Here is a 22,810-nt window from a genome sequence, read left to right on the forward strand (position 1 = left end):
AATGTGAAGGACTCTCATGATCGAACTGAAACATTTACGGACGCTGCAGGCCCTGCGCAACAGCGGTTCGCTGGCGGGGGCGGCGGCCCAACTTCATCAGACGCAGTCTGCCCTGTCGCACCAGTTCAGCGATCTTGAACAACGTCTGGGCTTCAAGCTGTTCGTGCGCAAGAGCCAGCCCCTGCGCTTCACCGCCCAGGGCGAGATCCTGCTGCAGCTTGCGGAGCAGGTGCTGCCGCAGATCCAGCAGGCGCTGCAGGCCTGCCACGAGCCGCATCAGACCACGCTGCGCATCGCCATCGAATGCCACAGCTGCATTCAGTGGCTGACGCCGGCGCTGGACAACTTCCGCCGGCGTTTCCCGCAGGTGGTGATGGACTTCACTTCCGGCGTGACTTTCGATCCGCAACCGGCCTTGCAACAGGGCGAACTGGATCTGGTGATGACGTCGGATATTCTGCCGCGCAGCGGCCTGCACTATTCACCGATGTTCGATTTCGAGGTGCGCCTGGTGCTGGCGCCGGATCATCCGCTGGCCGGCAGGCCACACATCGAGCCGGAAGACTTGAGTGACGAAACGCTGTTGATTTACCCGGTACAGCGCCAACGGCTGGATATCTGGCGGCATTTTCTGCAGCCGGCGGGCGTCAGCCCGTCGTTGAAGAACGTCGATAACACGCTGCTGCTGATTCAGATGGTATCGGCGCGGATGGGGATTGCGGCGCTGCCGCACTGGGTGGTGGAGAGTTTCGAACAGCAGGGTCTGGTGGTGACCAAAACCCTGGGTGACGGCCTGTGGAGCCGCCTGTATGCCGCCGTGCGCGACGGTGAACAGCGCCAGGCGGTGACCGAAGCCTTTATCCGCTCGGCCCGCCAGCACGCCTGCGATCATCTGCCGTTTGTGCGCGACGCCGCACGCCCTGGCGCAACCGGCGCGAAAGCGTTGGCGGCCGGCGTATAAACTTGCGGGCCACCCGTACTAAGGTGGCCCACCCGATTAGCCAATCTGCTTCGGCGCCACCCAGCGGCGATGTACCCACAGTGAAGCAACGATCACCGCCCCGCCGATGATAAAGCTCGGCCAGTGCGGCTGCTGCTGCCAGATAGCCAGGTTGACCAACAAACCGGCCGGCACATGCATATTGTTCATGATGCCGAGCGTGCCGGCATCCACCTGCGTCGCGCCATAGTTCCACATGAAGTAGCCCAGCCCCGACGCCACCACGCCCAGCCAGATCAACACGCCCCACTGCAGATTGGTGGTCGGCAGCTGCTGCGGATTGCCCCACAGGAACCAGGCCACCACCGCCACCACAGCCGCCCCCAGGTAGAACCAGGAAAAGGCGGTGTGCTGCGGCAAGGGGTGCACTTCCATCAGGCGCTTATAGCCGACCATGCCGATGGCGAAGCTGATGTTCGCCGCCTGCACCAACAGCAGCCCCCACCAGAAATGCTCACTCAGCTGGTGATAGCGGATAATCGCCGCGCCCAGCACCGCCAGCAACGCGCTGAAGACGTAGCCCCAACGCAGACGCCGGCCGCTCAGCAAGTCGTAGATCAGCGTGATGTACAGCGGCGTCAGCACGGTGAACAGCAGGAATTCCGGCACCGTCAGGTACAGATAGGCGCGGAAGCTGAACAGGTACATGATGCCCAGCTGGAAGGCGCCCACCAGCATATACAGCAGGATCACCTTGAGTTTGATGTTGCGCCAACGCAAAAACGGCAGAAACACCAGCGCCGCCAGCCCGATGCGCACCAGCGCCGAGAATCCGCTGTCGACCTGGCCCGCCAGGTACTCGCCAATCAGGCTGAAAGAAAATGCCCACAGAATGGTGGTTATAACCAAAAGCAGCACGATGGGTTCACCCTAAAAAGACCGAAAGGGCGATTGTAACGAAAGATGCGCACCGCGTTGGTGAAAAGGCGGTTTACATCCGAACAAAAAATAAACTACCGGCAAAATTTCACCGCTGGGTTAGGCTTAATAAAAAGGCGAGGTAACCATCATGAAAACTTCTCACATCCTGTTCGCCCTGCTGTGGCTGCCCGGCCTGGCTGCGGCGGCCAACGGCGTAACCGATCTGCGTTCACAGCAGCAGTTTCTCAACCAAAGCAGCCAGCAGGCCCAGCAACAGCGCCTGTTGAACAATCGGCAAATGGACCAACGCCGCCTGCAGCAACAGCGGCAGCTCGACAATCAGCGGCAACAGCTGATGCAAACCACGCCGAACGGCGGGCAACTGCTGCCTAACGGCAATCAGCCGCGCGATCCGTTCAATCGCACCGCGCCGGCGGTGCCGCAGGCGCCGATGCCGGCTACGCCCGCACGCCCATAACGGTGAGGATCAGCGGCGTGGTGATCGCCGCCAGCACGGTGGACATCACCAGACTGGTGGCAGCCGGGCCGGTGAGCGTATTGAACTGGCGCGACATCAGGTAGACGTTCACTCCCACCGCCATCGACCCCAGCAGCACCACAACGCGGGTTTCCATCGGCGGCAGATCCATCATCCAGGCCAGCAGCCAAATCACTAACGGTTGCACCAGCAGTTTCAGCACGCAGATGGCGCTGCTCAGCTGCCAGCCTTCGCTGATGCGGTACTCGGCAAGCCCCATGCCAAGCACCACCAGCGACAGCGGCGCCGCTACCTGGCCGAGCATGCTGACCGGCCGATCGACGAAGGCCGGCAGCGGCAGGCCGGTCAGGCTGAACAGAGTGCCGGACAGAATGCCGACGATCAGCGGATTGGTCAGCACGCTGCGCGCGGTTTTAGCGAAGCCGCTCAGCGTCGGCGAGCCGTTGCGCGCCCATTCGATCGACACCGTCACCAGCGTCCACAGGATCAGGCCGTTGAACACCAGCACCAGCGCCACCGACGGGATCGCCGCCTCCCCCAGCATCACGCTGGCGATCGGCAAGCCGAGCATCACGTTATTGGAGAAAATACCGCCCAGCGCAAACACCGATCCGGCGACGCCATCCAGCCGGAAGAGATGCCGGGCGACGAGGCGGCCAAGCACGAACACGATCAGGCAACTGCCGAAGAACGCGATCAGCAGCCGGGCGTCGACCGCCGGGCGCTGCGAGAAGTCGCACATCATGCGAAACAGCATGGCGGGCAAGGCGAGGGAAAACACGAAGCGCGTCAGGCCATCGGTGATGCTGGTAGGCCATTTCCCCCAGCGAATCAGCCCATAACCCAACGCAATCAGGACGAACAGCGGTAAAGACAGCACGATCTGGTGCCACACTGACAGGATAAAGCCAGGCATCGCATTCCTTCCGGTGGTGCGGCGGCAAGGCTTGTCGTCGCGGGATTCATCGGTGCCGGATTAAAAATCCGGGCCGATCAAATCTATCCGGTCGGTGCAAATGCAGTCAACGCCCCAGTCGAGCAGCAGGCGCGCGCGATCCGGTTGGTTGACGGTGTACACCAGAATGCGCAGCCCGGCGTCTTTCAACGCTTTTACCCGCTCGGCGGTCAGCGCTTTGTGATCGATATGCAGCGAGACACAGTCCAGGCGTTCGGTCAGCTCGCGCCAGTTGTCGTCCCAGGCCTCGAGCAGCAGGCCGCGCGGCAAATCCGGCACGGTGCGCTGCGCCGCCGCCAACGCTTCTACCGAGAAGGAGGAAAGCAGCGGATCGGTCTGCCCTTGCCACAGCAGCCGCGCCGCCAGCGCCACCACCCGGCCGGTTTCATCGTCGCTGCCGGTGGTCGGCTTGATCTCGATATTGGCCATCAGGCCGCGTTCCTGGCAGCGTTCCGCCACTTCCGACAGCAGCGGCAACCGCTCGCCCTTGAAGGCCGAGCTGTACCAGTTGCCGGCGTCCAGCTGCACCAGTTTGTCCCACGGCAGTTCGCCCGCCACGCCCCAGCCGTTGCTGGTGCGATCCAGCGTGTCGTCGTGCAGCAGGAAAATTTGCCCGTCCTGCGCCAGCTTGGCATCGAACTCGATCATCTTGTGGCCGTGGCGCGCGCCGACATCGATCGCCGCCAGGGTGTTTTCCGGCGCCAGAGAACCGCCGCCGCGGTGGGCAACGATATGAGGGTAAGGCCAGGGTCTCGTCATCAATCCATCCGTAATCCGCTATGGGTGTCAAAGAAGTGCAGCGCCTGAACAGGCAGCTGCAAATATAGCGTACTGCCCGCCGCCGGCAAGGTTTCGTGCGACAGCCGCGCGATCACCCCGTGGCCGCCCCACTGGCCGTGCGCCAGATTGTCGGCCCCCAGCAGCTCCAGCGTCTGCAGCTGCAGCGGCACGCCCTGGCCTTGCACTACCAGTTGAATATGCTCCGGCCGAACGCCCAGCGTCAACGGCCGCCCCGCCCACTGCGGCTTGGCCGCCGGCAACGGCAGCGCCATGCCGTCCGCCAGCAGCAGCTGGCCGCCGTCGGCGCTCAGGGTGCCGGGCAGCAGGTTCATCGCCGGCGATCCGATAAAGCCGGCGACAAACAGCGAAGCCGGCCGTTGGTACACTTCGCTCGGGGTGCCGATCTGCTCCGCCACGCCCTTGTTCATTACGATGACCCGCTGCGCCAGCGTCATCGCCTCCACCTGATCGTGGGTCACGTACAGGCTGGTGGTTTTCAGACGACGATGCAGCTGTTGCAGCTCCAGGCGCATCTGCACCCGCAGCTTGGCGTCCAGGTTGGACAGCGGCTCATCGAACAGGAATACCGCCGGTTCGCGCACGATGGCGCGCCCCATCGCCACACGCTGGCGCTGGCCGCCGGAAAGCTCGCGCGGTTTGCGCTTGAGCAGCGGCTCCAGCTCCAGGATGCGTGCCGCTTCTTCCACCCGCTGGCGGATATGATCCTTGCCGAAACCGCGGATCTTGAGACCGTAGGCCATGTTGTCGTATACGCTCATGTGCGGATAGAGCGCGTAGTTCTGGAACACCATCGCGATGCCGCGATCCTTGGGCTCCAGATCGGTCACGCGCCGGGTATCGATATAGATATCGCCGCTGGTGGTGCGTTCCAGCCCGGCCACCATCCGCAGCAGCGTGGATTTGCCGCAGCCGGACGGGCCGACCATCACGATGAATTCGCCGTCCGCCACATCGAGGTCGATCTGTTTGATCACCGGCGTTTTACCGTCGTAAGACTTGGTGACCGCCTGTAGTTTTAATCCTGCCATCGTCGTTATTTCTCGCTATCAACCAGACCGCGCACAAACCAGCGCTGCATCAGAAGCACCACCGCCAGCGGTGGCAATAAAGTCAGAATCATCGCCGCCATCACCTGGTTCCACTGGGTCGGCGCGCCGGAAGTGGAGATCATGCTCTTGATGCCCGCCACCGCGGTACCCATCGAGGCGTCGCTGGTGATCAGGATCGGCCACAGGTATTGGTTCCAGCCGTAGATAAAGGTGATGACGAACAGCGCCGCCAGATTGGTTTTCGACAGCGGCAGCACGATGTCCCAGAAGAAACGCATCGGCCCGGCGCCGTCGATGCGCGCCGCCTCCAGCAGCTCATCCGGCAGGGTCATGAAGAACTGGCGCAGCAGGAAGGTCGCGGTGGCCGAGGCCATCAGCGGCAGCGTCAGGCCGGTGTAGCTGTCCAGCAGGTTGAGGTTGGAGATCACCTCCACCGTCGGGAAAATACGCACCTCCACCGGCAGCATCAGGGTGAGGAAAATCAGCCAGAAGAACAGGCTGCGCAGCGGAAAGCGGAAGTACACGATGGCGTAAGCCGACAGCACCGACACCGCGATTTTGCCGAAGGTGATCGCCAGCGCCATGATCACGCTGTTCAGCAGCAGCAGCGAGAACGGCACCTTGAGGTTGCCCACGCCGCCCTGCCAGATATTGCTGATGTTCTCCCACAGGTGGCCGCCGGGCACCAGCGTCATCGGCACCTGAAACACCTGCTTATCATCCAGCGTGGCGGCGACAAAGGCCACGTACAACGGGAACAACACCACCAGCACGCCGATAATCAGCATCACATGGCTGAAGATATCCAGCCCGCGTCGATTCTCAATCATTGATAGCGCACCTTACGTTCAACGAAGCGGAACTGGATCACCGTCAGGCCGATCACCAGCAGCATCAGGATCACCGACTGGGCGGCGGAGCTGGAGAGATCCAATCCGGCGAAGCCTTCGCGGTAGATCTTGTAGATCAACGTGGTGGTGGACTGCACCGGCCCACCGCCGGTGGCGGCGTCGATCACCGGGAAGGTATCGAAGAAGGCGTACACCAGATTGACCACCAGCAGGAAGAAGCTCACCGGCGCGATCAGCGGCAGCACCAGATGGAAGAAACGCCGCACCGGGCCGGCGCCGTCGATGGCCGCCGCCTCCACCAGCGAGCGCGGGATCGACTGCAGCGCCGCGAGGAAAAACAGGAAGTTATAGCTTATCTGCTGCCATACCGAGGCCAGCACCACCAGGAACATCGCCTGGCCGCTGTTTTGCGCATGGTTCCAGTTATAGCCCAGCCCGTTGAGGAAATGGGTGATCAATCCCAGGCCGGGGTTGAACAGAAAGATCCACAGCACCGCCGCCACCGCCGGCGCCACCGCATAGGGCAGGATCATCAGCGTGCGGTAGAGGCGGCTGCCGCGCAGCACGTAGTCCACCAGCGCGGCGAAGAACAGCGAAACCGCCAGCCCGATGCCCGCCACCAGGAAGCTGAAGATCAGCGTGGTATAGAACGAGTCGAGGTAGTAAGGATCCTGGAACAGCTGTTTAAAGTTATCCAGCCCGACAAACTGGCTGGACAAGCCGAACGGATCGAGGCTCTGCACCGAATACCACAGCGCCTCGCCGGCGGGCCATAAAAAGAAGACGGCGGTAATCAGCAGCTGCGGCAGCACCAACGCATAGGGCAGCCAGCTGCAGCCGAAACCGGGACGGGAAGATGACATAGCAGTTAAACCATTGATCGGGTAAGGAAGGATCGGCGTGAAGACGCGAGCCCGGTCCGCCGGGCCCGCGACGCAGGGTTACTTGGTCGATGCTTCGAAGCGGCGCAGCAGCACGTCACCGCGCTGCACGGCGGCGTCCAGCGCCTGCTGAGGCGTTTTCTTGCCGGTCCACACGCCTTCCAGTTCCTCATCCACCACGCTGCGGATCTGCGGCATGTTGCCCAGGCGCAGGCCCTTGGTGAACGGCAACGGCGGCTTGTTCAGCATCTGGCGAGTGGCGACGTCGGCACCCGGGTTCTTGTCGTAGAAGCCCTGCTGCTTGGTCAGATCGTAAGCCGCGGTGGTGATCGGCAGATAGCCGGTCTTCTGGTGCCATTCGGCGGCGATTTCCGGCTGCGCCAGGTACTGCAGGAACTCGGCCACGCCCTTGTAGGTGGCGGCGTCTTTGCCGTTCATCACCCACAGGCTGGCCCCGCCGATGATGGCGTTCTGCGGCGCGTTTTTCGCGTCGGCGTCGTACGGCATCATGCCGACGCCGTAGTTGAATTTGGCGTAGTGCTTGATGTCCGCCAGCGAACCGGAAGAAGCGGTGGTGATGGCGCAGTCGCCGTTATAAAACTTCTCGGTGGATTCGTCTTTGCGGCCGAAGTAGGTGAAATCGCCCTTCTTGTTCATCGCCTCCAGCAGCTCGATGTGCTTGACCTGCAGCGGCTTGTTGAACTCCAGCTTGGCGTTGGTGCCGCCGAACCCGTTGTTTTCGCTGGCGAACGGCACGCCGTGCCAGGCGCTGAAGTTCTCCAGCTGGATCCAGCCCTGCCAGCCGCTGGCGTAGCCGCACTTCATGCCGGCCTCACGCAGCTTGGCGGTATCCGCCGCCAGCTCCTGCCAGGTTTTCGGCGGCTGGTCCGGGTTCAGGCCGGCCTTCTTGAAGGCGTCTTTGTTGTAGTACAGCACCGGCGTGGAGCTGTTGAACGGCTGAGACAGCAGATGGCCGCTCTTGTTGTCGGTGTAATAGCCGGCTACCGTCGGCACGAACACCGACTCGTCGAAGTTGATGCCGGCCTCTTTAAACACTTCGTAGACCGGTTTGATGGCCTTGCTGGCCATCATGGTGGCGGTGCCCACCTCGTAAACCTGCAGGATCGCCGGCGCCTTGCCGGAGCGGTAAGCGGCGATGCCCGCCGCCAGGCTCTGTTCGTAGTTGCCTTTATAAACCGGCACAATCTTGACGTCGCTGTGCGACTGGTTGAAGCGATCCGCCAGGGAATCCACTTCCTTACCCAGTTCGCCTTCCATCGAATGCCAGAACGGGATCTCGGTCGCCGCCAGCGCCTGAGTGCTGACCGCCAGGGTCAACGCGACGCACAGCGTGGTTTTGCGAATAGCGTAGGTGAGCATGCCTAACTCCTGAAAAAAGCTGGTGTAAAAGCGCGTGAGCGAAAAGAATCAATTCTTGATGAGGGAGTGCCCCCTATAGCTTTCGAGTTGCAGCCAGGCGGCAACCTGCTGGCACCCTGAGCTTAGCTAACTAAGTGACAGGGGGGCAGCCGGGCAGCCAACAACGCTGCGGCTCGAAAGATGACGGGGGATAACATGCCATGCGCGGATGACAGAAAAATAACCGTTATATGACAGCCACATGACGGCAAGGTGAAGTGAAGATGGCGGTTTGATGTCGGCGGCGGGCATGGGCTCCGCCGCCGCGAGGATTACAGCGAACGGCGCAGGCGCGCCACCGCTTCTTGCATCTGCTGCTCGGTGGCGGTGGCGAACGACAGGCGGAAGGTCGAACGATCCGGGTTGTCGGAGAAGAAGTATTCCCCTGGCACGAACACCACGCCCTGCTGCAAGGTCGTGTTCAGCCATTCGGTGGCGTTGAACGGCTGGCGGAAACGCGCCCACAGGAACATGCCACCCTTCGGCTTATCGAAGGTGATGTAGTCGCCCAACTCCTGCTCCACCAAACCGGCCAGGATCTCGCCCTTTTGCTTGTAGGCGGCGCGGATCTTGTCAATCTGCGCCGGCAGGCGATCCAGGCCAAGGTAGCACTCGACGATGCTCTGCGACAGCGCGCTGGCGTGCAGATCCGCCGCCTGCTTGATGATCGCCACTTTATGCAGCAGGAACGGCGGCAGGATCGCCCAGCCCAACCGCAAGCCCGGCGCCAGGATCTTGGAGAAGGTCGAGGTATAGATGATGTGGTCGGTGTTGCCCAGCACCCGCTGCGACACCTGATGCAGCGTCGGGTGGCGCTCTTCGGTGAAACGCAGCTCGCCGTACGGATCGTCTTCGATGATCAGGAAGTTATGTTCGGCGGCCAGCTTCACCAGCAGTTCGCGGCGCTCGGCGCTCAGGGTGATGCCGCTGGGGTTGCCGAAGTTCGGCACCACGTACACGCCCTTGATGCGCTGGGTTTTCAGCAGCTCGGCCAGCTCTTCCACCACCATGCCGTCGCTGTCGGACGAGACCGACATGATGTTGGCTTCCGCCAGCTCCAGCGTTTGCAGCGCCGCCAGGTAGGTCGGGCGCTCCACCACGAACACGTCGCCGGGGTTGACGATGGCGCGCATCACCAAATCCAATGCCTGCTGCGAGCCGGCGGTGACCATCACCTCTTCCGCACCAGCGGTGACGCCGCGCTCGGCGCACAGCGCGCAAATGCGCTCACGCAGCAGCGGGCTGCCCTCGGTCAGGCCATATTGGAACGCGCTTTTCGGCTGTTCGGTGATCGCCTGCTGCGTGGCGATGCTCAATCCTTCAAAATCGAACAGCGCATCAGAGGGGATGCCGCCCGCCAGCGAAATGACGTGTTCCATCTTGCTATGCTTAAGCAATTCACGGATGGCCGAACTTTTTACGTTAACGATGCGCTGCGCGAGTAACCCTTCTGTCTTCATTTCTTCTTCTCGTACCTGATTATTTTAATTCGTAGGGGGGCGGATTAACCGCCCAGATACGCCGACCTCACTGCTTCGTTGGCTAACAATGCAGCCCCCGTATCTTCCAACACCACGCGGCCGTTTTCCAGCACATAACCACGGTCCGCCAATTTCAGCGCCTGATTGGCGTTTTGCTCCACCAGGAAGATGGTCATGCCCTCTTCCCGCAGCTGCTGAATGATGTCGAAAATCTGCTGGATAATGATGGGCGCCAGCCCGAGCGAGGGCTCATCGAGCAGCAGCAGCTTCGGCTGGCTCATCAGCGCGCGGCCGATGGCCAGCATCTGCTGTTCGCCGCCGGACATGGTGCCGGCGCGCTGGCTTCGGCGCTCCAGCAGGCGCGGGAACAGAGTGAACACCCGTTCGATACGCTGTTGATACTGCTGGCGATCGGCGAAGAAGCCGCCCATCGCCAGGTTTTCTTCCACCGTCATGCGCGAGAAGACGCGTCGCCCTTCCGGCACGATCGCCACCGCTTCGCGCATGATGCGCGAGGTTTGCCACTGGGTGATGTCCTGATCCTGAAAGACGATGCTGCCTTCGCTGGCGCGCGGTTCGCCGCACAGGGTGCCGAGCAGCGTGGTTTTACCGGCGCCGTTGGCGCCGATTAACGTCACGATTTCACCCTGCTTGATCGTTAAACTGACCTGATGCAGCGCCTGAATTTTGCCGTAATGGGCGGATACCTGATTGAATGACAACATATTATTCTTCGCCCAAATAAGCCCGGATCACGTCCGGGTTGTTGCGGATCTCCGCCGGTGTGCCCTGCGCCAGCGGCGTTCCCTGATTCACCACGTAAATGCGGTCGGAAATGCCCATCACCAGCTTCATGTCGTGCTCGATCAGCAGCACCGATACCTTATGCCGATCGCGCAGCTCGACGATCAGGTGATCCAGTTCGTCGGTCTCTTTCGGGTTGAGACCGGCAGCCGGTTCATCCAGCATCAGCAGCTCCGGCCGGGTCACCATGCAGCGGGCGATCTCCAGCCGCCGCTGCTGCCCATAGGCCAGGTTGCCCGCCGAACGGTTGGCCATCTCCAGCAGGCCGACGCGCTCCAGCCACTCCGCCGCGCGCGCCAGCGCCTCGGCTTCGGCACGGCGGAAAGCCGGGGTTTTCAACAGCCCGGCGAACACGCCGCTTTTCAGGTGCTGATGCTGCGCCACCAGCAGGTTCTCGATCACCGTCATTTCACGGAACAGCCGCACGTGCTGGAAGGTGCGCACCACGCCCATGCGGGCGATGGCCTGCCCCGCCAACCCTTCCAAGTGGCGATCGCGCAATTTGATGGTACCGCCGGTCGGGCGGTAAAAACCGGTCAGGCAGTTGAACACCGTGGTCTTACCGGCGCCGTTGGGGCCGATCAGCGACACGATTTCGCCTTCGTTCAGCGTCAACGCCACGTTGTTGACCGCCAGCAGCCCGCCGAAACGCATCGACAGGCCCTCCACCTGCAGTAAAGGTTGAACGCTCATGCCTGCTCCCCCTTACCCGCGTGAATGTCCGCCGCCTGCAGCTTCAGCTGCGGCCGTTTCATCGGCAACAGCCCCTGCGGCCGCCAAATCATCATCAGCACCATCAGCGCACCCAGCAGCAACATGCTGTATTCATTCAGATCGCGCATCAGTTCGCGCGACACCACCAGCAGGATCGCCGCCAGAATGACCGCGAACTGCGAGCCCATGCCCCCCAGTACGACGATCGCCAACACGAAGGCCGACTCGACGAAAGTGAAGGATTCCGGGCTGACGAACCCTTGGCGCGCGGCGAACAGCGTGCCGGCAAACCCGGCGAAAGCGGCGCTGATGGTAAAGGCGGTCAGCTTGATGCGCGTCGGGCTGAGGCCCAGCGAGCGGCAGGCGATCTCGTCTTCGCGCAGCGCTTCCCACGCGCGCCCCAGCGGCATACGCAGCAGGCGGTTGATGACGAACAGCGTCAGCACCACCAGCAGCAGCGCCACCAGGTACAGGAACACGATGCGATCGCTCGGATCGTATTTCAGGCCGAAGAAGTTATGGAAGGTATCCCAGCCGCCGTCGCGCACGCTGCGGTTGAACTCCAGGCCGAAGAAGGTCGGTTTCGGGATCTGGCTGATGCCGTTCGGTCCGCCGGTGATCTCGGTATTGTTCAGCAGCAGGATGCGCACGATCTCACCGAAGCCGAGCGTCACGATTGCCAGATAGTCGCCGCGCAGCCGCAGCACCGGGAAACCGAGCAGGAAGCCGAAGGCGGCGGTGACGATGCCCGCCAGCGGCAGGCTCTCCCAGAAGCCGAGGCCGTAATAGTGATTCAGCAGCGCGTAGGTGTAGGCGCCGATGGCGTAGAAACCGCCGTAGCCGAGCACCAGCAGACCGGACAAGCCCACCACCACGTTGAGGCCGAGGCCCAGCATCACGTAGATCAACGTCAGGGTGGCGATATCCACCGTGCCGCGCGACACCAGGAACGGCCAGGCGACCGCCGCGACGATGAGCAGAGCCGCCAGCAGCTTTTGCCGCGGCGTGGTGCCATCAAAGCTCGGCAGCACGAACGCCGGGCCGGAGACTTTTTTCAATCCCTGCTGCAGCAGCGGGCGCAACAGCTGGAAGAAAAAGACGATGACGCAGCCGATGCCGATCCACATCCAGCGCACTTCCGCCGCGCCGTGTACCACCAGCTTGGTGCCGTCCAGGCTGAGCTGCATGCCCATCAGGAACGACGCCATCACGAACAGCACCGCCGTGGCGATCAGCGCATTGAGCAGATTGAGTTTCATACTTTCTCAACCTCCGGACGCCCGAGGATGCCGGTCGGCATGATCAGCAGCACCACGATCAGCAACGCGAACGACACCACGTCTTTGTATTCGGTGCTCAGGTAGGCGGAGGTCAGCGCTTCCGCCACGCCCAGCACCAGGCCGCCGATCATCGCGCCGGGAATGCTGCCGATACCGCCCAGAACCGCGGCGGTGAAGGCTTTCATGCCGGCCATAAACCCGATGTAAGGGTTGATGACGCCATAGAACTGGCCGAGCAACACTCCGGCCACCGCCGCCATCACCGCCCCGATGACGAAGGTCAGCGAGATCACCCGGTCAGTGTTGATGCCCAGCAGGCTGGCCATCTTCAGGTCTTCCGCACAGGCGCGGCAGGCGCGCCCCATGCGCGAATAGCGGATAAACAGCGTCAGTGCCAGCATCGCCAGGAAGGTTACAAGCCAGATGATCAGCTGCATGGTGCTGATGGTGGCGGCGAAGCCGTTGCTTTCCCCCAGCACCCACTGGCCGGTCACCAGGCTGGGCAGCGCCAGATCGCGTGAGCCCTGCGTCAGGCTGACGTAGTTTTGCAGGAATATCGACATGCCGATGGCCGAGATCAGCGCAATCAGGCGCTTGGAGTTGCGCACCGGCTTGTAGGCCACCCGCTCGATGCTCCAGCCGTAGGCGCTGGCGATGACGATCGAGACCAGGAACGCGGCGCCGATCAGCAACCAGCCGACGTCGATGCCGAGCATCATCAGGGCGGCGATCACGATAAAGGAGACATAGCTGCCGATCATGTACACCTCGCCGTGGGCGAAGTTGATCATGCCGATGATGCCGTAAACCATGGTGTAACCGATGGCGATCAATGCATAGGTGCTGCCCAACGTTAAGCCGTTGAACATCTGCTGCAGAAAATAGAGGAGCTGCTCTGACATACTCTGAACCCTTGGCTGCGAAACCCGCCGACGGAGAACCGGCGGGTAAAGGGAGACGGGGCCGGCAAGCCGACCCGCCGGGCGCAGCAAGCCGCGCCCCACCCTAATCATTATGGCTTATTTGATCGGTGTGGACGTGCCGTTGGCATGCCATTCGAACACGCCGAACTCGAAGCCTTTCAGATCGCCCTTGTCATCCCAGCTCAGCGGCCCCATCACGGTCTCCACCGGCTTGCCGGTTTTCAGATCCTTGACGATGTCCGCCGGCTCCTGGCTGCCGCTGCGCGCCATGCCGGTGGTCAGCGACTGCAGCGCGGCATAGGTGGTCCAGACGAACGGGCCGGTCGGATCCAGCTTCTTGGCTTTCAACGCATCGACGATCGGCTGGTTGGCAGGCACCTGATCGTAGCGTTTCGGCAACGTCACCAGCATGCCTTCCGAAGCGGCTCCGGCGATGTTGGACAGCGAGGAGTTGCCCACGCCTTCCGGCCCCATGAAGCGGGTGGTCAACCCGGCCTGCTTGGCCTGACGCAGGATCTGACCCATTTCCGGGTAGTAACCGCCGAAGTACACGAAGTCGATATTTTCTTTCTTCAGGCGCGCCACCAGGGTGGAGAAGTCTTTGTCGCCGGCGGTGATGCCTTCGAACATCGCCACTTCGGTGCCCTGTTTTTTCAGGCTGTCGCGCACCGAGCGCGCCAGGCCTTCGCCGTATTGCTGCTTGTCGTGCACTACGGCGATGCGCTTCGGCTTGATGTCGCTGAGGATGTATTTGGCGGCGGTCGGGCCCTGATCCGAGTCCAGGCCGGTGGTGCGCATGATCATCTTGTAGCCGCGGGTGGTCAGATCGGCGTTGGTGGCCGCCGGGGTAATCATGATCACGCCTTCGTCTTCATAGATATCGGACGCCGGCTGGGTGGACGAGGAGCACAGGTGGCCGATCACGTAGCGAATGCCGTCGTTGATCACCTTGTTGGCGACCGCAACCGCCTGTTTCGGGTCGCAGGCGTCGTCGTATTCCACGCCGACCAGCTTGTCGCCCTTGATACCGCCCTTGGCGTTGATGTCGGCAATCGCCTGGCGCGCGCCGGTAAACTCCATGTCGCCATACTGCGCGACCGGGCCGGACATCGCCCCGACGATCGCTACCTTGATGTCTTTCGCCATGGCCGCCTGGCTCATGGCCATCGCAATACAACCCGCCAGCAGTGCCTTACCTGTTGTTAATTTCATCCGCAAATCCCCATCTGTCGTTGTGAACGTACCTGTTGTGTTTGCCTGTGCCCGATCGTTATTGACCGCTTTTGTTATAAGTAATAATGATTTAGGCGTTTTGTCGGCATTATTTTCTAATAAGACTTTATTTTTCATACCATTAAACAGGAATTTTCTTCTGCAAATCAACTTCATCCGGCAGAAACAAGCGGTGTAAACAGGATAAAATTCGAATTAAATCTGCGCTCTTTACCTTGAGGCGCAGTGCGTTGTGCTGGTTAACAATCCATTTACTAACTATTTACTCGGAAAATGCCCCGTGCAAAAAACATATTGCACAGTAATCGTACAGAAAAACTTACACAACGCTCTGCACAAGATCTATTACACTGTCGGCATCATTTAGCTGCGCGGAAATTCTGCATGAAACTGACCATCGAGCGCCTGACCGCGCTGTCCCCGCAAGATCTTATCGACCTCGGTAAAATTTGGCCGCACCAGCAGCCGGAACAGTGGCAGAGCTGGCTGAGCGACGGCAAGGCGCTGTTCGCCGCCCGCTTCAACGAGCGGCTGCTGGGGGCTGTGAAAATCGCGCTGCAGGACGACCGCGCCGAGCTGCAGGACCTGCTGGTGCGCGAAGTGACGCGCCGCCGTGGCGTCGGTCTTTACCTGGTGCAGGATGCGCAGCGTCAGCTGCCGCAGGTCGCCCACTGGCAGCTGTCGACCGCCGGCCTGGCGCCGCGCGAACGCGGGGAAGTCGATAACTTCATGCGCGCCTGCGGCTTCGCACCGCAGGGCGATCTCTGGCAAAAATGAAACGCCGGCTGGCGGCGCTGGTCTTGATTGCGCTGGGGCTAGCGGCCGCGCTCCTCGGGCGCCAGCAGGCGCTGCGCCTGGCCGCAGGCTGGGATCAGCAGGTTTATGTCTGGCAGCGGGTCTGGACGCCGCAGCACGCCGATGCGCTGGCGCACAGCCGCGATCTGTTCGGTGGGCTGCGCGTGCTGGCGCTGCAGGTACATCCGCGCGAGGGCTGCCGGGAGATCCCGGCCGATCTCAGTTTGCTGAGGCAGGACGGCCGTCCGCTCTGGCTGGTGGCCCGCCTCGACGGCCAACTGCCGCAGCTGGACCAAGAAGCCATTATCCAGCGGCTGCTGGCGCTCACCCAGCGCTGGCAGGCGGCCGGGCTGCCCGTCACCGGCGTCGAGATCGATCATGACGCCGCCACCGCCCGCCTGCCGAGCTACCAACGCTTTCTGCAGCAGCTACGCCAACGGCTGCCCGCCACTTTGCAACTCGGCATCACCGCCCTGCCGGCCTGGATCGGCTCATCCGACCTGCCCGGCGTACTGCAACAGGCCGATAGCTCCGTCCTGCAGGTGCATGCCGTGCTCTCGCCGCAGCAGGGGCTGTTTGACGGCCCCTTGGCGCTGCGCTGGGTGCGGCAGTACGCCGCCGTCACACCGAAGCCGTTTCGCGTCGCGCTGCCGGCCTATGGCATGGCGCTGCTGGGGTTTGATGCGCAGGGGGCGCAGGTGGAGAGCGAATCCTCGCTGCGCGTGGCAGGCAACGGCCGCGAGCTGGCGGTCGCACCGCAGCAGATCGCCGATTTTCTGCAGACGCTGGCGCAGCAAACGCCGCCCCGGCTGCGCGGCATTATCTGGTTCCGCTTGCCGCTGACGGACGATCGACGCGCCTGGTCGCTCGCCACGCTGCGAGCGGTGATCGAACGGCGGCCGCTGAACGTCGACTGGCAGGTAAAATTTAGGCCTCAGCCACAGCAAAACGGGCTGTATGATCTGATAATTCATAACAACGGGCCGGTGGACGCCCCGCTGCCGCAAGAGGTGGTCATCCGCGCCGACGATTGCCTGGCCGCGGACGCGGTCGGCAACTACCGGCTGGAATCCGCACCGCAACGGCAACGCTTTATCCGCATCAGCGGCGACCAACTGCGCGCCGGGCAATCCCGGCCGCTGGGCTGGCTGCGCTGCCAACAACTGACGCCAGGAGGCACCCTTGTCACACCTTGATTCGCGCGCGGCACGGAACACCCGCCGCCTTCTTCCGCTGGCCATGCTGATCGGCGCCGCGCTGGCGCTGCCGCTGAACGGCTATGCCTGCGGCCCGGATTTCCCTAACCGGCTGCTGATCGACCGCAACGGTACCCTGCTGTATATGCCGGAGGGGAATTTCGCCTTCGAAGCCGGCCGGCTGGTGCCGACGGATAAACAGTTGCCGCACTGGCAAGCCCCGCCGCCGCCGATGCCGCCAAAACCGATGCCGCAATCGCCGGAAACGGTGGCGATCGGTAAAATGCGCGCCGCCAAAACAGTGGAAGAAGCTGACGCCGTCAATACGCAGGGGTTGTCCAACGCCGCGCGTCTCTATCAACTGGGCGCCGTCGCTTTCGCCAGCCACGATCCACGCGCCACAGACTATTTCCAGCAGGTGCTGAAGCTCCCGGCCGCCGAGCAGGGTGACTGGGGGCTGCGGGCGCAGTATTCGCTTGGGCGGGTATTGATGGCTGACCACGGTACGCCGGTGAATGAATCGGGTGAAGCGGCGCCCGCCGCCGAGCATCCGCCTAAAGCCGAACTGGAACAGGCGCTGGCGGCGTTCCAGCAGGTGATCGATCGGGTGAAAAGCGGCGCCGCCGATCCCGATCAGCTGGCGCTGAGCAGCCTCGGGCAGCAGGCGCGCATCCACCTGTGGCTGGGTGACGTCGCCCCCGCCGCCCACCTGTACGCGCAACAGGCGGCGCAGGGCGATCCGAGCGGCGGGCAGTCGCTGCAGTATGTTTCCAGTTTCCTGGTCAATCCCGACCATCTGGAAACGCTGAAACAGGTTATCGGCGATCCCTTAATCCAACAGCTGGTGACCATTGAACTGTTCGCCCGCAGCGGCAACCTGCAGATGGCGGATACCGACGGCAACGGCCGCTCCGCACAGATCATCAGCCAGATCCTGACGCTGCTGGACGGCACGGTGAAAAGCGGCTTCGCCGGCAGCGATCGGCTGGCGGCATTGGCCTACCGTTCCGGGCAGTACCCGATGGCGGCGAGCCTGCTGAAAAACGCAGGCGACAGCGGCCTGGCGTGGTGGCTGCGCGCCAAAATGGCGCTGCGTGACGGTGACGTGAAAGCCGCCACCGCCGCCTATGCCAAGGCGGCAAGCGCGTTCCCCGCCGACGAAAGCTGGGGCGAACAGCGCAACGCCGACTTTGTCGCGGAAACCATCGTGCCCGAGTGCCGGGTGGCCGGTGAACAGGCCATCCTGGCGCTGAACCGCGGCGACTATCTGCAGGCGATGGACCTGCTGTATCGCGGCAAGGCGATCTACTGGGCCGACGTGGCCGATGTGGCGGAGCGGGTGCTGACCGTCGATGAGTTGAAAGGCTTTGTCGATAAGCACGCCCCGGCGCCAACGACGCCGCTCAAACCGGTTAACCCGGACGACTACGGTGGCGGCCAGCAAATCACGCCGGAAGTGCAGCTGCGCGAGCTGCTGGCGCGGCGGCTGATGCGCACCGGGCGGGCCGCGGAGGCGCAGGCCTATTTCGATATCCCCAACTACCGGCAAGCGGCGCAGCAGTACGCCGATGAGTTGAAGGCCGCCAAGGACAAATCCGCCGCGCCGCTGACGCGCGCGCAGGCTTACTATCGCGCCGCCAACCTGCTGCGCGCCCAGGGGCTCGAATTTACCGGCTATGAGATGACGCCGGACTACGCCATCTATGGCGCCGGCTATTCCTATCTGGGGGATGCGTTCGATACTCGCGAGCTGAAGCATAAAAGCTGGATCGACAGCACAGAAGCGGCGCGCGCCAAGGCGGCGCTGCCGGCGCAGGACAACCGTTTCCTGCACTATCGCTGGCAGGCGGTGGGTCTGGCGCAACAGGCGGCCGATCTGCTGCCGCCGAAAAGCCAGGCCTACGCCGCCGTGCTGTGTAACGCCGCCAGTTGGGTTATCAAGCGCGACGCCAAGACCGGCCGGGCGCTTTATCAGCGCTACATCAACACCGGCACCCGCTACCCGTGGGCGGCGAAATTCGGCTACGACTGCCCGGCGCCGGACTTCGCCACTGTTGCGCCATAACGCCGAATTTCAGGCATGAAAAAGCCCGGCTTGCCGGGCTTTTTTTTTCAAATATCGCATCGACTTAGGCTTCGATCGCCATTTTCAATTTCTTCATGGCGTTCTTTTCCAGCTGGCGCACGCGCTCGGCGGAAACGCCGTACTGATCGGCCAGCTCCTGCAGCGTCGACTTGTTGTCGTCGTCCAGCCAACGGGCGCGGATAATATGCTGGCTGCGCTCGTCCAGACCTTCCAGCGCATAGGCCAGTTTGTCTGCGGCATTGCTTTCCCAGTTATCTTCCTCGATGCCTTCGGCGAAGTCCGAGCTCTTGTCCTGCAGGTACAGCACCGGCGCCATCGACTGGCCATCGCGAGCCTCATCATCCGGAGTCGGATCGAACGTCATGTCCTGCGCCGCCATGCGAGATTCCATCTCGCGCACGTCTTTGCTGGTTACGCCCAGCTCGCGGGCCACCAGTTCCACTTCGTCCTGATTGAACCAGCCCAAACGCTGTTTGGTTTTGCGCAGGTTAAAGAACAGCTTGCGCTGCGCTTTGGTGGTCGCCACTTTCACGATGCGCCAGTTGCGCAATACGTACTCGTGGATTTCCGCCTTAATCCAATGCACCGCAAAGGAAACCAGACGCACGCCGACTTCAGGGTTGAAGCGGCGAACGGCTTTCATCAGGCCGATATTGCCTTCCTGAATCAGATCCGCCTGTGGCAGACCATAGCCTGAATAGTTGCGGGCAATATGAGCGACAAAGCGCAGGTGAGACAGGATGAGCTGCTTAGCGGCATCCAGATCGCCCTGATAATGCAGCCGTTCAGCCAGCTCCCGCTCTTCCTCTGCCGTCAGCATCGGATAGGCGTTGGCTGCCCGGATATAGGCTTCCAAGCTACCTTGGGGTACTAAGGCTAAAGTTTGCATTTCTTTGGTCATTCAAACCCTCTCTATGAGAATACAAAATCATGCAGGTGATTATTACAGCGGGGAAATGATTGATTCTACGGCAGTTGCTGAAGCAAAAGCGGTTCCACACGCCGGGCACCTTAACATTTGCTGCAATTTTTGACCGTACTCCGCCCTAAAAGTTCACCCTTTTTTGCAAGCATTGTTGCTGACAATACGTGACGAGGGTGCAGGCCGATAGGGAATTTGTGCGCTAAGAAGAGAGGGATGGTGCTGACTTCGCTTGAGGTCACTCTTCTCCCGCAACGCGATCAAAAGCAGCAGGAGAAGAGTATACCAAAAAAATCTTACTGTGGTGTAAATCGGCGTAAATGTTGCACCGTCGCCAGCCAGGCGGCGATCCAGCCGATCATCGCGGAGATGATCAGCAGCAGCAGCGCCTCATCCCAGCCCAGCCCGTGCAAGGTGAAGGTGGTGCCGAATACCTTGGCGACCCCGGCGACTACCGACTCCAGCTGCCACACCAGCGCACCGGACAGCACCAGCGACAGCAGCGCGCCGGCAAAGCCCAGCATCGCCCCGCCGTTGAGGAACGGCCGCAGAATAAAGCCGTCGGTGGCGCCGATCAGCTTCATCACGTTGATGGTGTCGCGACGGCTGAAGATGCTCAGACGCACGCTGTTGCCGATCACCAGGAACACCGCCACGATCATCAGCACGCCGATGATCGCCGCGATCTGGCCCGCCAGCCCGGTCAGCGCCGCCAGGCGGGCAAACCAGCTGTCATCCATACGCACTTCTTCCACGCCCTGCACCGCCGCCACGCGATCGCGCAGAGTATTGAGGGTGTCCGAACTCTGGAAGCTCATCTTCGGCGTGACGATGGCCACCGCCGGCAGCGGGTTCTCTTCCAGCATGTCCAGCGCGCCGCCAAAGCCCGACCAGTTGCGGAACTCGCCGCGCGCTTCTTCACGCGACAGGTAGTTCACCTTCTCCACGCCGGCTTCCGCCTTGATGGCGTCGAGCACTTTCAGCGCCGCGTCGTCATCGAGCGATTTATCCAGGTAGACCGTCAGCTGCGGCGTCGGATACCACTGGCTGGCCGCGGTGCTGACGTTTTTCCACACGATATAGCACACGCTCGGCAGCGTCAGGGAGATGGCGATCACCATCACCGTCAACAGCGTCGCCAACGGCTGGCGCAGCATGTCTTTGATGGCGTTCATCCAGGCGTAACGCCATTGTTCGCGCCAGCCGCCGCGCAGCGCCTTGCTCTTGGCGGTTTTTGCGTTATTGGCCATGGTGAGCGCCCCCTTGCATGCGGCCCTGGCTCAGCGTCAGGATGCGGTAATTACGGCGGGCGATAAGCCCGGTGTCGTGCGTCGCCATTAATACAGTGACGCCGACGCGGTTGAATTCTTCAAACAGGCGCAGAATACCTTCCGACAGCGCGTCGTCCAGGTTGCCGGTCGGTTCATCCGCCAGCAGCACCGCCGGCTTGTTCACCACCGCACGGGCGATACCCACGCGCTGCTGCTCACCGCCGGACAGCTGAATCGGGAAGTTTTTCGCTTTATCCAGCAAACCGACCTTGTCCAGCGCGGCGGAAACGCGGCGGCGGATGTCTTCGGTGCTGGCGCCGGCGATGATCAGCGGCATCGCCACGTTGTCATACACCGTGCGATCCAGCAGCAGGTGGTGATCCTGGAAGATCATGCCGATCTGCCGACGCAGAAACGGCACCTCGCGGTTTTTCAAACGGCTGATGTCGTGGCCGCCAAACCAGATGTGGCCGGCGCTGGGCCGTTCGATACCGCAAATCAGTTTCAGCAGGGTACTTTTCCCCGCGCCGGAATGGCCGGTCAGAAACGCCATCTCCGCCGGGCGCAGATGGAAATCGACCCCCTGCAGCGCTTGCCGTCCGCCCAGATAAGCTTTACTGACCTGTTCAAAGCGAATCATCCGTATTAATCCTCTCGGGCAAAAAGTGCCTCAATAAAATCGTCAGCCTTAAACGGCCGCAAATCTTCGATGCCTTCCCCGACGCCGATATAGCGAATCGGGATACCGAACTGATCGGCTATGGCGAAGATCACCCCGCCCTTGGCGGTACCGTCCAGTTTAGTCAGCGTGATGCCGGTTAAGCCCACGGCCTCATTAAATAATTTCGCCTGACTGACCGCATTCTGGCCGGTGCTGGCATCGAGCGTCAGCATAACCTCATGGGGGGCCTGGTCGTCCAGTTTTTTCATGACGCGGACGATCTTCTTCAGCTCTTCCATCAGATGCGATTTGTTCTGCAGACGGCCGGCGGTATCGGCGATCAAGACATCGACGCCGCGCGCCTTGGCGGCCTGCACCGCATCGAAGATCACCGATGCGGAATCCGCGCCGGTATGCTGCGCCACCACCGGAATGCGGTTGCGTTCGCCCCACACCTGCAGCTGCTCTACCGCCGCGGCGCGGAAAGTATCCCCCGCCGCCAGCATCACCGACTTGCCTTCCGCCTGGAACTGACGCGCCAGCTTACCGATGGTGGTGGTTTTACCCACGCCGTTCACGCCGACCATCAGGATGACATACGGGGTTTTCCCGCTGACATCCAGCGGCTGATCGACCTTGGCCAGAATTTCGGACATTTCCTCCTTCAGCTTGCCGTACAACGCTTCGGCGTCTTTCAGCTGTTTGCGGCTGGCATGCTGGGTCAGGGAGGTGATGATCTTGCGCGTGGTTTCTACGCCGACATCGGCGATCAGCAGCTGTTCTTCCAACTCGTCGAACAGGTCGTCGTCGATCTTTTTACCGCGGAACAGCCCCATAAAGCCGGAACCAAGGTTTTGCTTGGTCTTCAGCAGGCTGCGCTTCAGGCGAGCGAAGAAGCCTTCTTTGGTCGGGCGCTCCTGCTCTTGCGCAGCGGCCGGCGCTACAGGGTCAAGCAGCTCTTCTTCTTCCGGCTCGGGTTCTGGTTCGACGACCGGCTCTGGCTCAACGACCGGCTCAGGTTCAACCACCGGCTCTGGCTCAACGACCGGCTCAGGTTCGACGACAGGCTCTGGCTCAACGACAGGCTCGGGCTCAACGACCGGCTCTGGCTCAACGACAGGCTCGGGT

The 22,810-nt window shown here is 62.0% G+C and carries 22 protein-coding genes; 5 read left to right on the forward strand and 17 right to left on the reverse strand.

The features are described 5' to 3' along the window. Positions 1-16: 16 nt before the first annotated feature. Positions 17-961, forward strand: a complete 945-nt coding sequence (metR, locus tag ACUTSC_RS24025) for an HTH-type transcriptional regulator MetR (protein WP_197768251.1) — start codon at positions 17-19, stop codon at positions 959-961. A 36-nt stretch (positions 962-997) separates the two neighbouring features. On the opposite strand, the gene ACUTSC_RS24030 is transcribed toward metR, so the two are convergent. Further along, positions 998-1,858, reverse strand: a complete 861-nt coding sequence (locus tag ACUTSC_RS24030; protein WP_086580820.1) for a carboxylate/amino acid/amine transporter — start codon at positions 1,856-1,858, stop codon at positions 998-1,000. Between the two features lie 151 nt (positions 1,859-2,009). Here ACUTSC_RS24030 and ACUTSC_RS24035 point away from each other — a divergent pair, with 151 nt between their 5' ends. Then, positions 2,010-2,339 (forward strand): hypothetical protein, encoded by a 330-nt coding sequence (locus tag ACUTSC_RS24035; protein ID WP_084826262.1) that lies wholly within the window; start codon positions 2,010-2,012, stop codon positions 2,337-2,339. Here ACUTSC_RS24035 and ACUTSC_RS24040 read toward each other — a convergent pair. From ACUTSC_RS24040 to ACUTSC_RS24095, 12 genes are all read right to left on the reverse strand, one after another. Next, the gene (locus ACUTSC_RS24040) at positions 2,320-3,276 is read right to left on the reverse strand and encodes an AEC family transporter (RefSeq protein WP_445653579.1); all 957 of its coding nucleotides are present in this window, start codon (positions 3,274-3,276) and stop codon (positions 2,320-2,322) included. The genes ACUTSC_RS24035 and ACUTSC_RS24040 overlap by 20 nt on opposite strands. Before the next feature lie 60 nt (positions 3,277-3,336). Further along, the gene (gene ugpQ / locus ACUTSC_RS24045; protein ID WP_063989049.1) at positions 3,337-4,074 is read right to left on the reverse strand and encodes a glycerophosphodiester phosphodiesterase; all 738 of its coding nucleotides are present in this window, start codon (positions 4,072-4,074) and stop codon (positions 3,337-3,339) included. After that, complete coding sequence (locus ACUTSC_RS24050) at positions 4,074-5,144, reverse strand: sn-glycerol-3-phosphate ABC transporter ATP-binding protein UgpC (protein ID WP_197768252.1); 1,071 nt, start codon at positions 5,142-5,144, stop codon at positions 4,074-4,076. Before ACUTSC_RS24050 ends, ugpQ begins: the two co-directional genes overlap by 1 nt. A gap of 5 nt (positions 5,145-5,149) precedes the next feature. Beyond that, complete coding sequence (gene ugpE / locus ACUTSC_RS24055; protein WP_197768253.1) at positions 5,150-5,995, reverse strand: sn-glycerol-3-phosphate ABC transporter permease UgpE; 846 nt, start codon at positions 5,993-5,995, stop codon at positions 5,150-5,152. Further along, positions 5,992-6,879 (reverse strand): sn-glycerol-3-phosphate ABC transporter permease UgpA, encoded by an 888-nt coding sequence (gene ugpA, locus ACUTSC_RS24060; RefSeq protein WP_015376293.1) that lies wholly within the window; start codon positions 6,877-6,879, stop codon positions 5,992-5,994. Before ugpA ends, ugpE begins: the two co-directional genes overlap by 4 nt. 78 nt (positions 6,880-6,957) lie before the next feature. Beyond that, positions 6,958-8,277, reverse strand: coding sequence for a sn-glycerol-3-phosphate ABC transporter substrate-binding protein UgpB (gene ugpB, locus ACUTSC_RS24065; protein WP_049195230.1), 1,320 nt, complete (start codon positions 8,275-8,277; stop codon positions 6,958-6,960). 311 nt (positions 8,278-8,588) lie between these two features. Continuing rightward, positions 8,589-9,776, reverse strand: coding sequence for an aminotransferase class I/II-fold pyridoxal phosphate-dependent enzyme (locus ACUTSC_RS24070; protein WP_197768254.1), 1,188 nt, complete (start codon positions 9,774-9,776; stop codon positions 8,589-8,591). A gap of 44 nt (positions 9,777-9,820) precedes the next feature. Continuing rightward, a complete protein-coding gene (livF, locus tag ACUTSC_RS24075; protein WP_063989053.1) occupies positions 9,821-10,522 on the reverse strand; it encodes a high-affinity branched-chain amino acid ABC transporter ATP-binding protein LivF in 702 nt (233 codons plus the stop codon). A gap of 1 nt (position 10,523) precedes the next feature. Further along, positions 10,524-11,294, reverse strand: coding sequence for a high-affinity branched-chain amino acid ABC transporter ATP-binding protein LivG (livG, locus tag ACUTSC_RS24080; RefSeq protein WP_025304904.1), 771 nt, complete (start codon positions 11,292-11,294; stop codon positions 10,524-10,526). Beyond that, positions 11,291-12,574 carry a high-affinity branched-chain amino acid ABC transporter permease LivM gene (locus ACUTSC_RS24085; RefSeq protein WP_060441197.1) on the reverse strand — a complete coding sequence of 428 codons (1,284 nt, stop codon included), beginning with the start codon at positions 12,572-12,574 and terminating at the stop codon, positions 11,291-11,293. Before ACUTSC_RS24085 ends, livG begins: the two co-directional genes overlap by 4 nt. Beyond that, positions 12,571-13,497: a high-affinity branched-chain amino acid ABC transporter permease LivH gene (gene livH, locus ACUTSC_RS24090; RefSeq protein WP_038874154.1), complete on the reverse strand. Its 927-nt coding sequence runs from the start codon at positions 13,495-13,497 to the stop codon at positions 12,571-12,573. Before livH ends, ACUTSC_RS24085 begins: the two co-directional genes overlap by 4 nt. A gap of 117 nt (positions 13,498-13,614) precedes the next feature. Further along, on the reverse strand, positions 13,615-14,730 hold the full coding sequence (locus tag ACUTSC_RS24095; RefSeq protein WP_060425130.1) for a branched-chain amino acid ABC transporter substrate-binding protein: 1,116 nt from the start codon (positions 14,728-14,730) through the stop codon (positions 13,615-13,617). Between the two features lie 405 nt (positions 14,731-15,135). Between ACUTSC_RS24095 and panM the strand changes: the two genes are divergently transcribed. The 3 genes from panM to ACUTSC_RS24110 are packed head-to-tail and all read left to right on the forward strand — an operon-like array spanning position 15,136 to position 18,807. Then, entirely contained in the window at positions 15,136-15,528 is a 393-nt protein-coding gene (panM, locus tag ACUTSC_RS24100; RefSeq protein WP_049198652.1) for an aspartate 1-decarboxylase autocleavage activator PanM, read from the forward strand. Further along, positions 15,525-16,742 (forward strand): DUF3142 domain-containing protein, encoded by a 1,218-nt coding sequence (locus ACUTSC_RS24105; protein WP_197768255.1) that lies wholly within the window; start codon positions 15,525-15,527, stop codon positions 16,740-16,742. Before panM ends, ACUTSC_RS24105 begins: the two co-directional genes overlap by 4 nt. Positions 16,743-16,785: 43 nt before the next feature. Then, positions 16,786-18,807 (forward strand): hypothetical protein, encoded by a 2,022-nt coding sequence (locus ACUTSC_RS24110; RefSeq protein WP_443006819.1) that lies wholly within the window; start codon positions 16,786-16,788, stop codon positions 18,805-18,807. Between the two features lie 64 nt (positions 18,808-18,871). On the opposite strand, the gene rpoH is transcribed toward ACUTSC_RS24110, so the two are convergent. From rpoH to ftsY, 4 genes are all read right to left on the reverse strand, one after another. After that, entirely contained in the window at positions 18,872-19,729 is an 858-nt protein-coding gene (rpoH, locus tag ACUTSC_RS24115) for an RNA polymerase sigma factor RpoH (protein ID WP_004934345.1), read from the reverse strand. A 317-nt stretch (positions 19,730-20,046) separates the two neighbouring features. Further along, positions 20,047-21,000, reverse strand: coding sequence for a permease-like cell division protein FtsX (ftsX, locus tag ACUTSC_RS24120; RefSeq protein WP_033636680.1), 954 nt, complete (start codon positions 20,998-21,000; stop codon positions 20,047-20,049). Next, positions 20,990-21,661, reverse strand: coding sequence for a cell division ATP-binding protein FtsE (gene ftsE / locus ACUTSC_RS24125; RefSeq protein WP_004934337.1), 672 nt, complete (start codon positions 21,659-21,661; stop codon positions 20,990-20,992). Before ftsE ends, ftsX begins: the two co-directional genes overlap by 11 nt. Before the next feature lie 5 nt (positions 21,662-21,666). After that, positions 21,667-22,810: signal recognition particle-docking protein FtsY (gene ftsY, locus ACUTSC_RS24130; RefSeq protein WP_445653580.1), on the reverse strand; the 1,144-nt coding region annotated here is incomplete at its 5' end.

The sequence above is a fragment of the Serratia sp. TSA_105.2 genome (assembly GCF_052692115.1).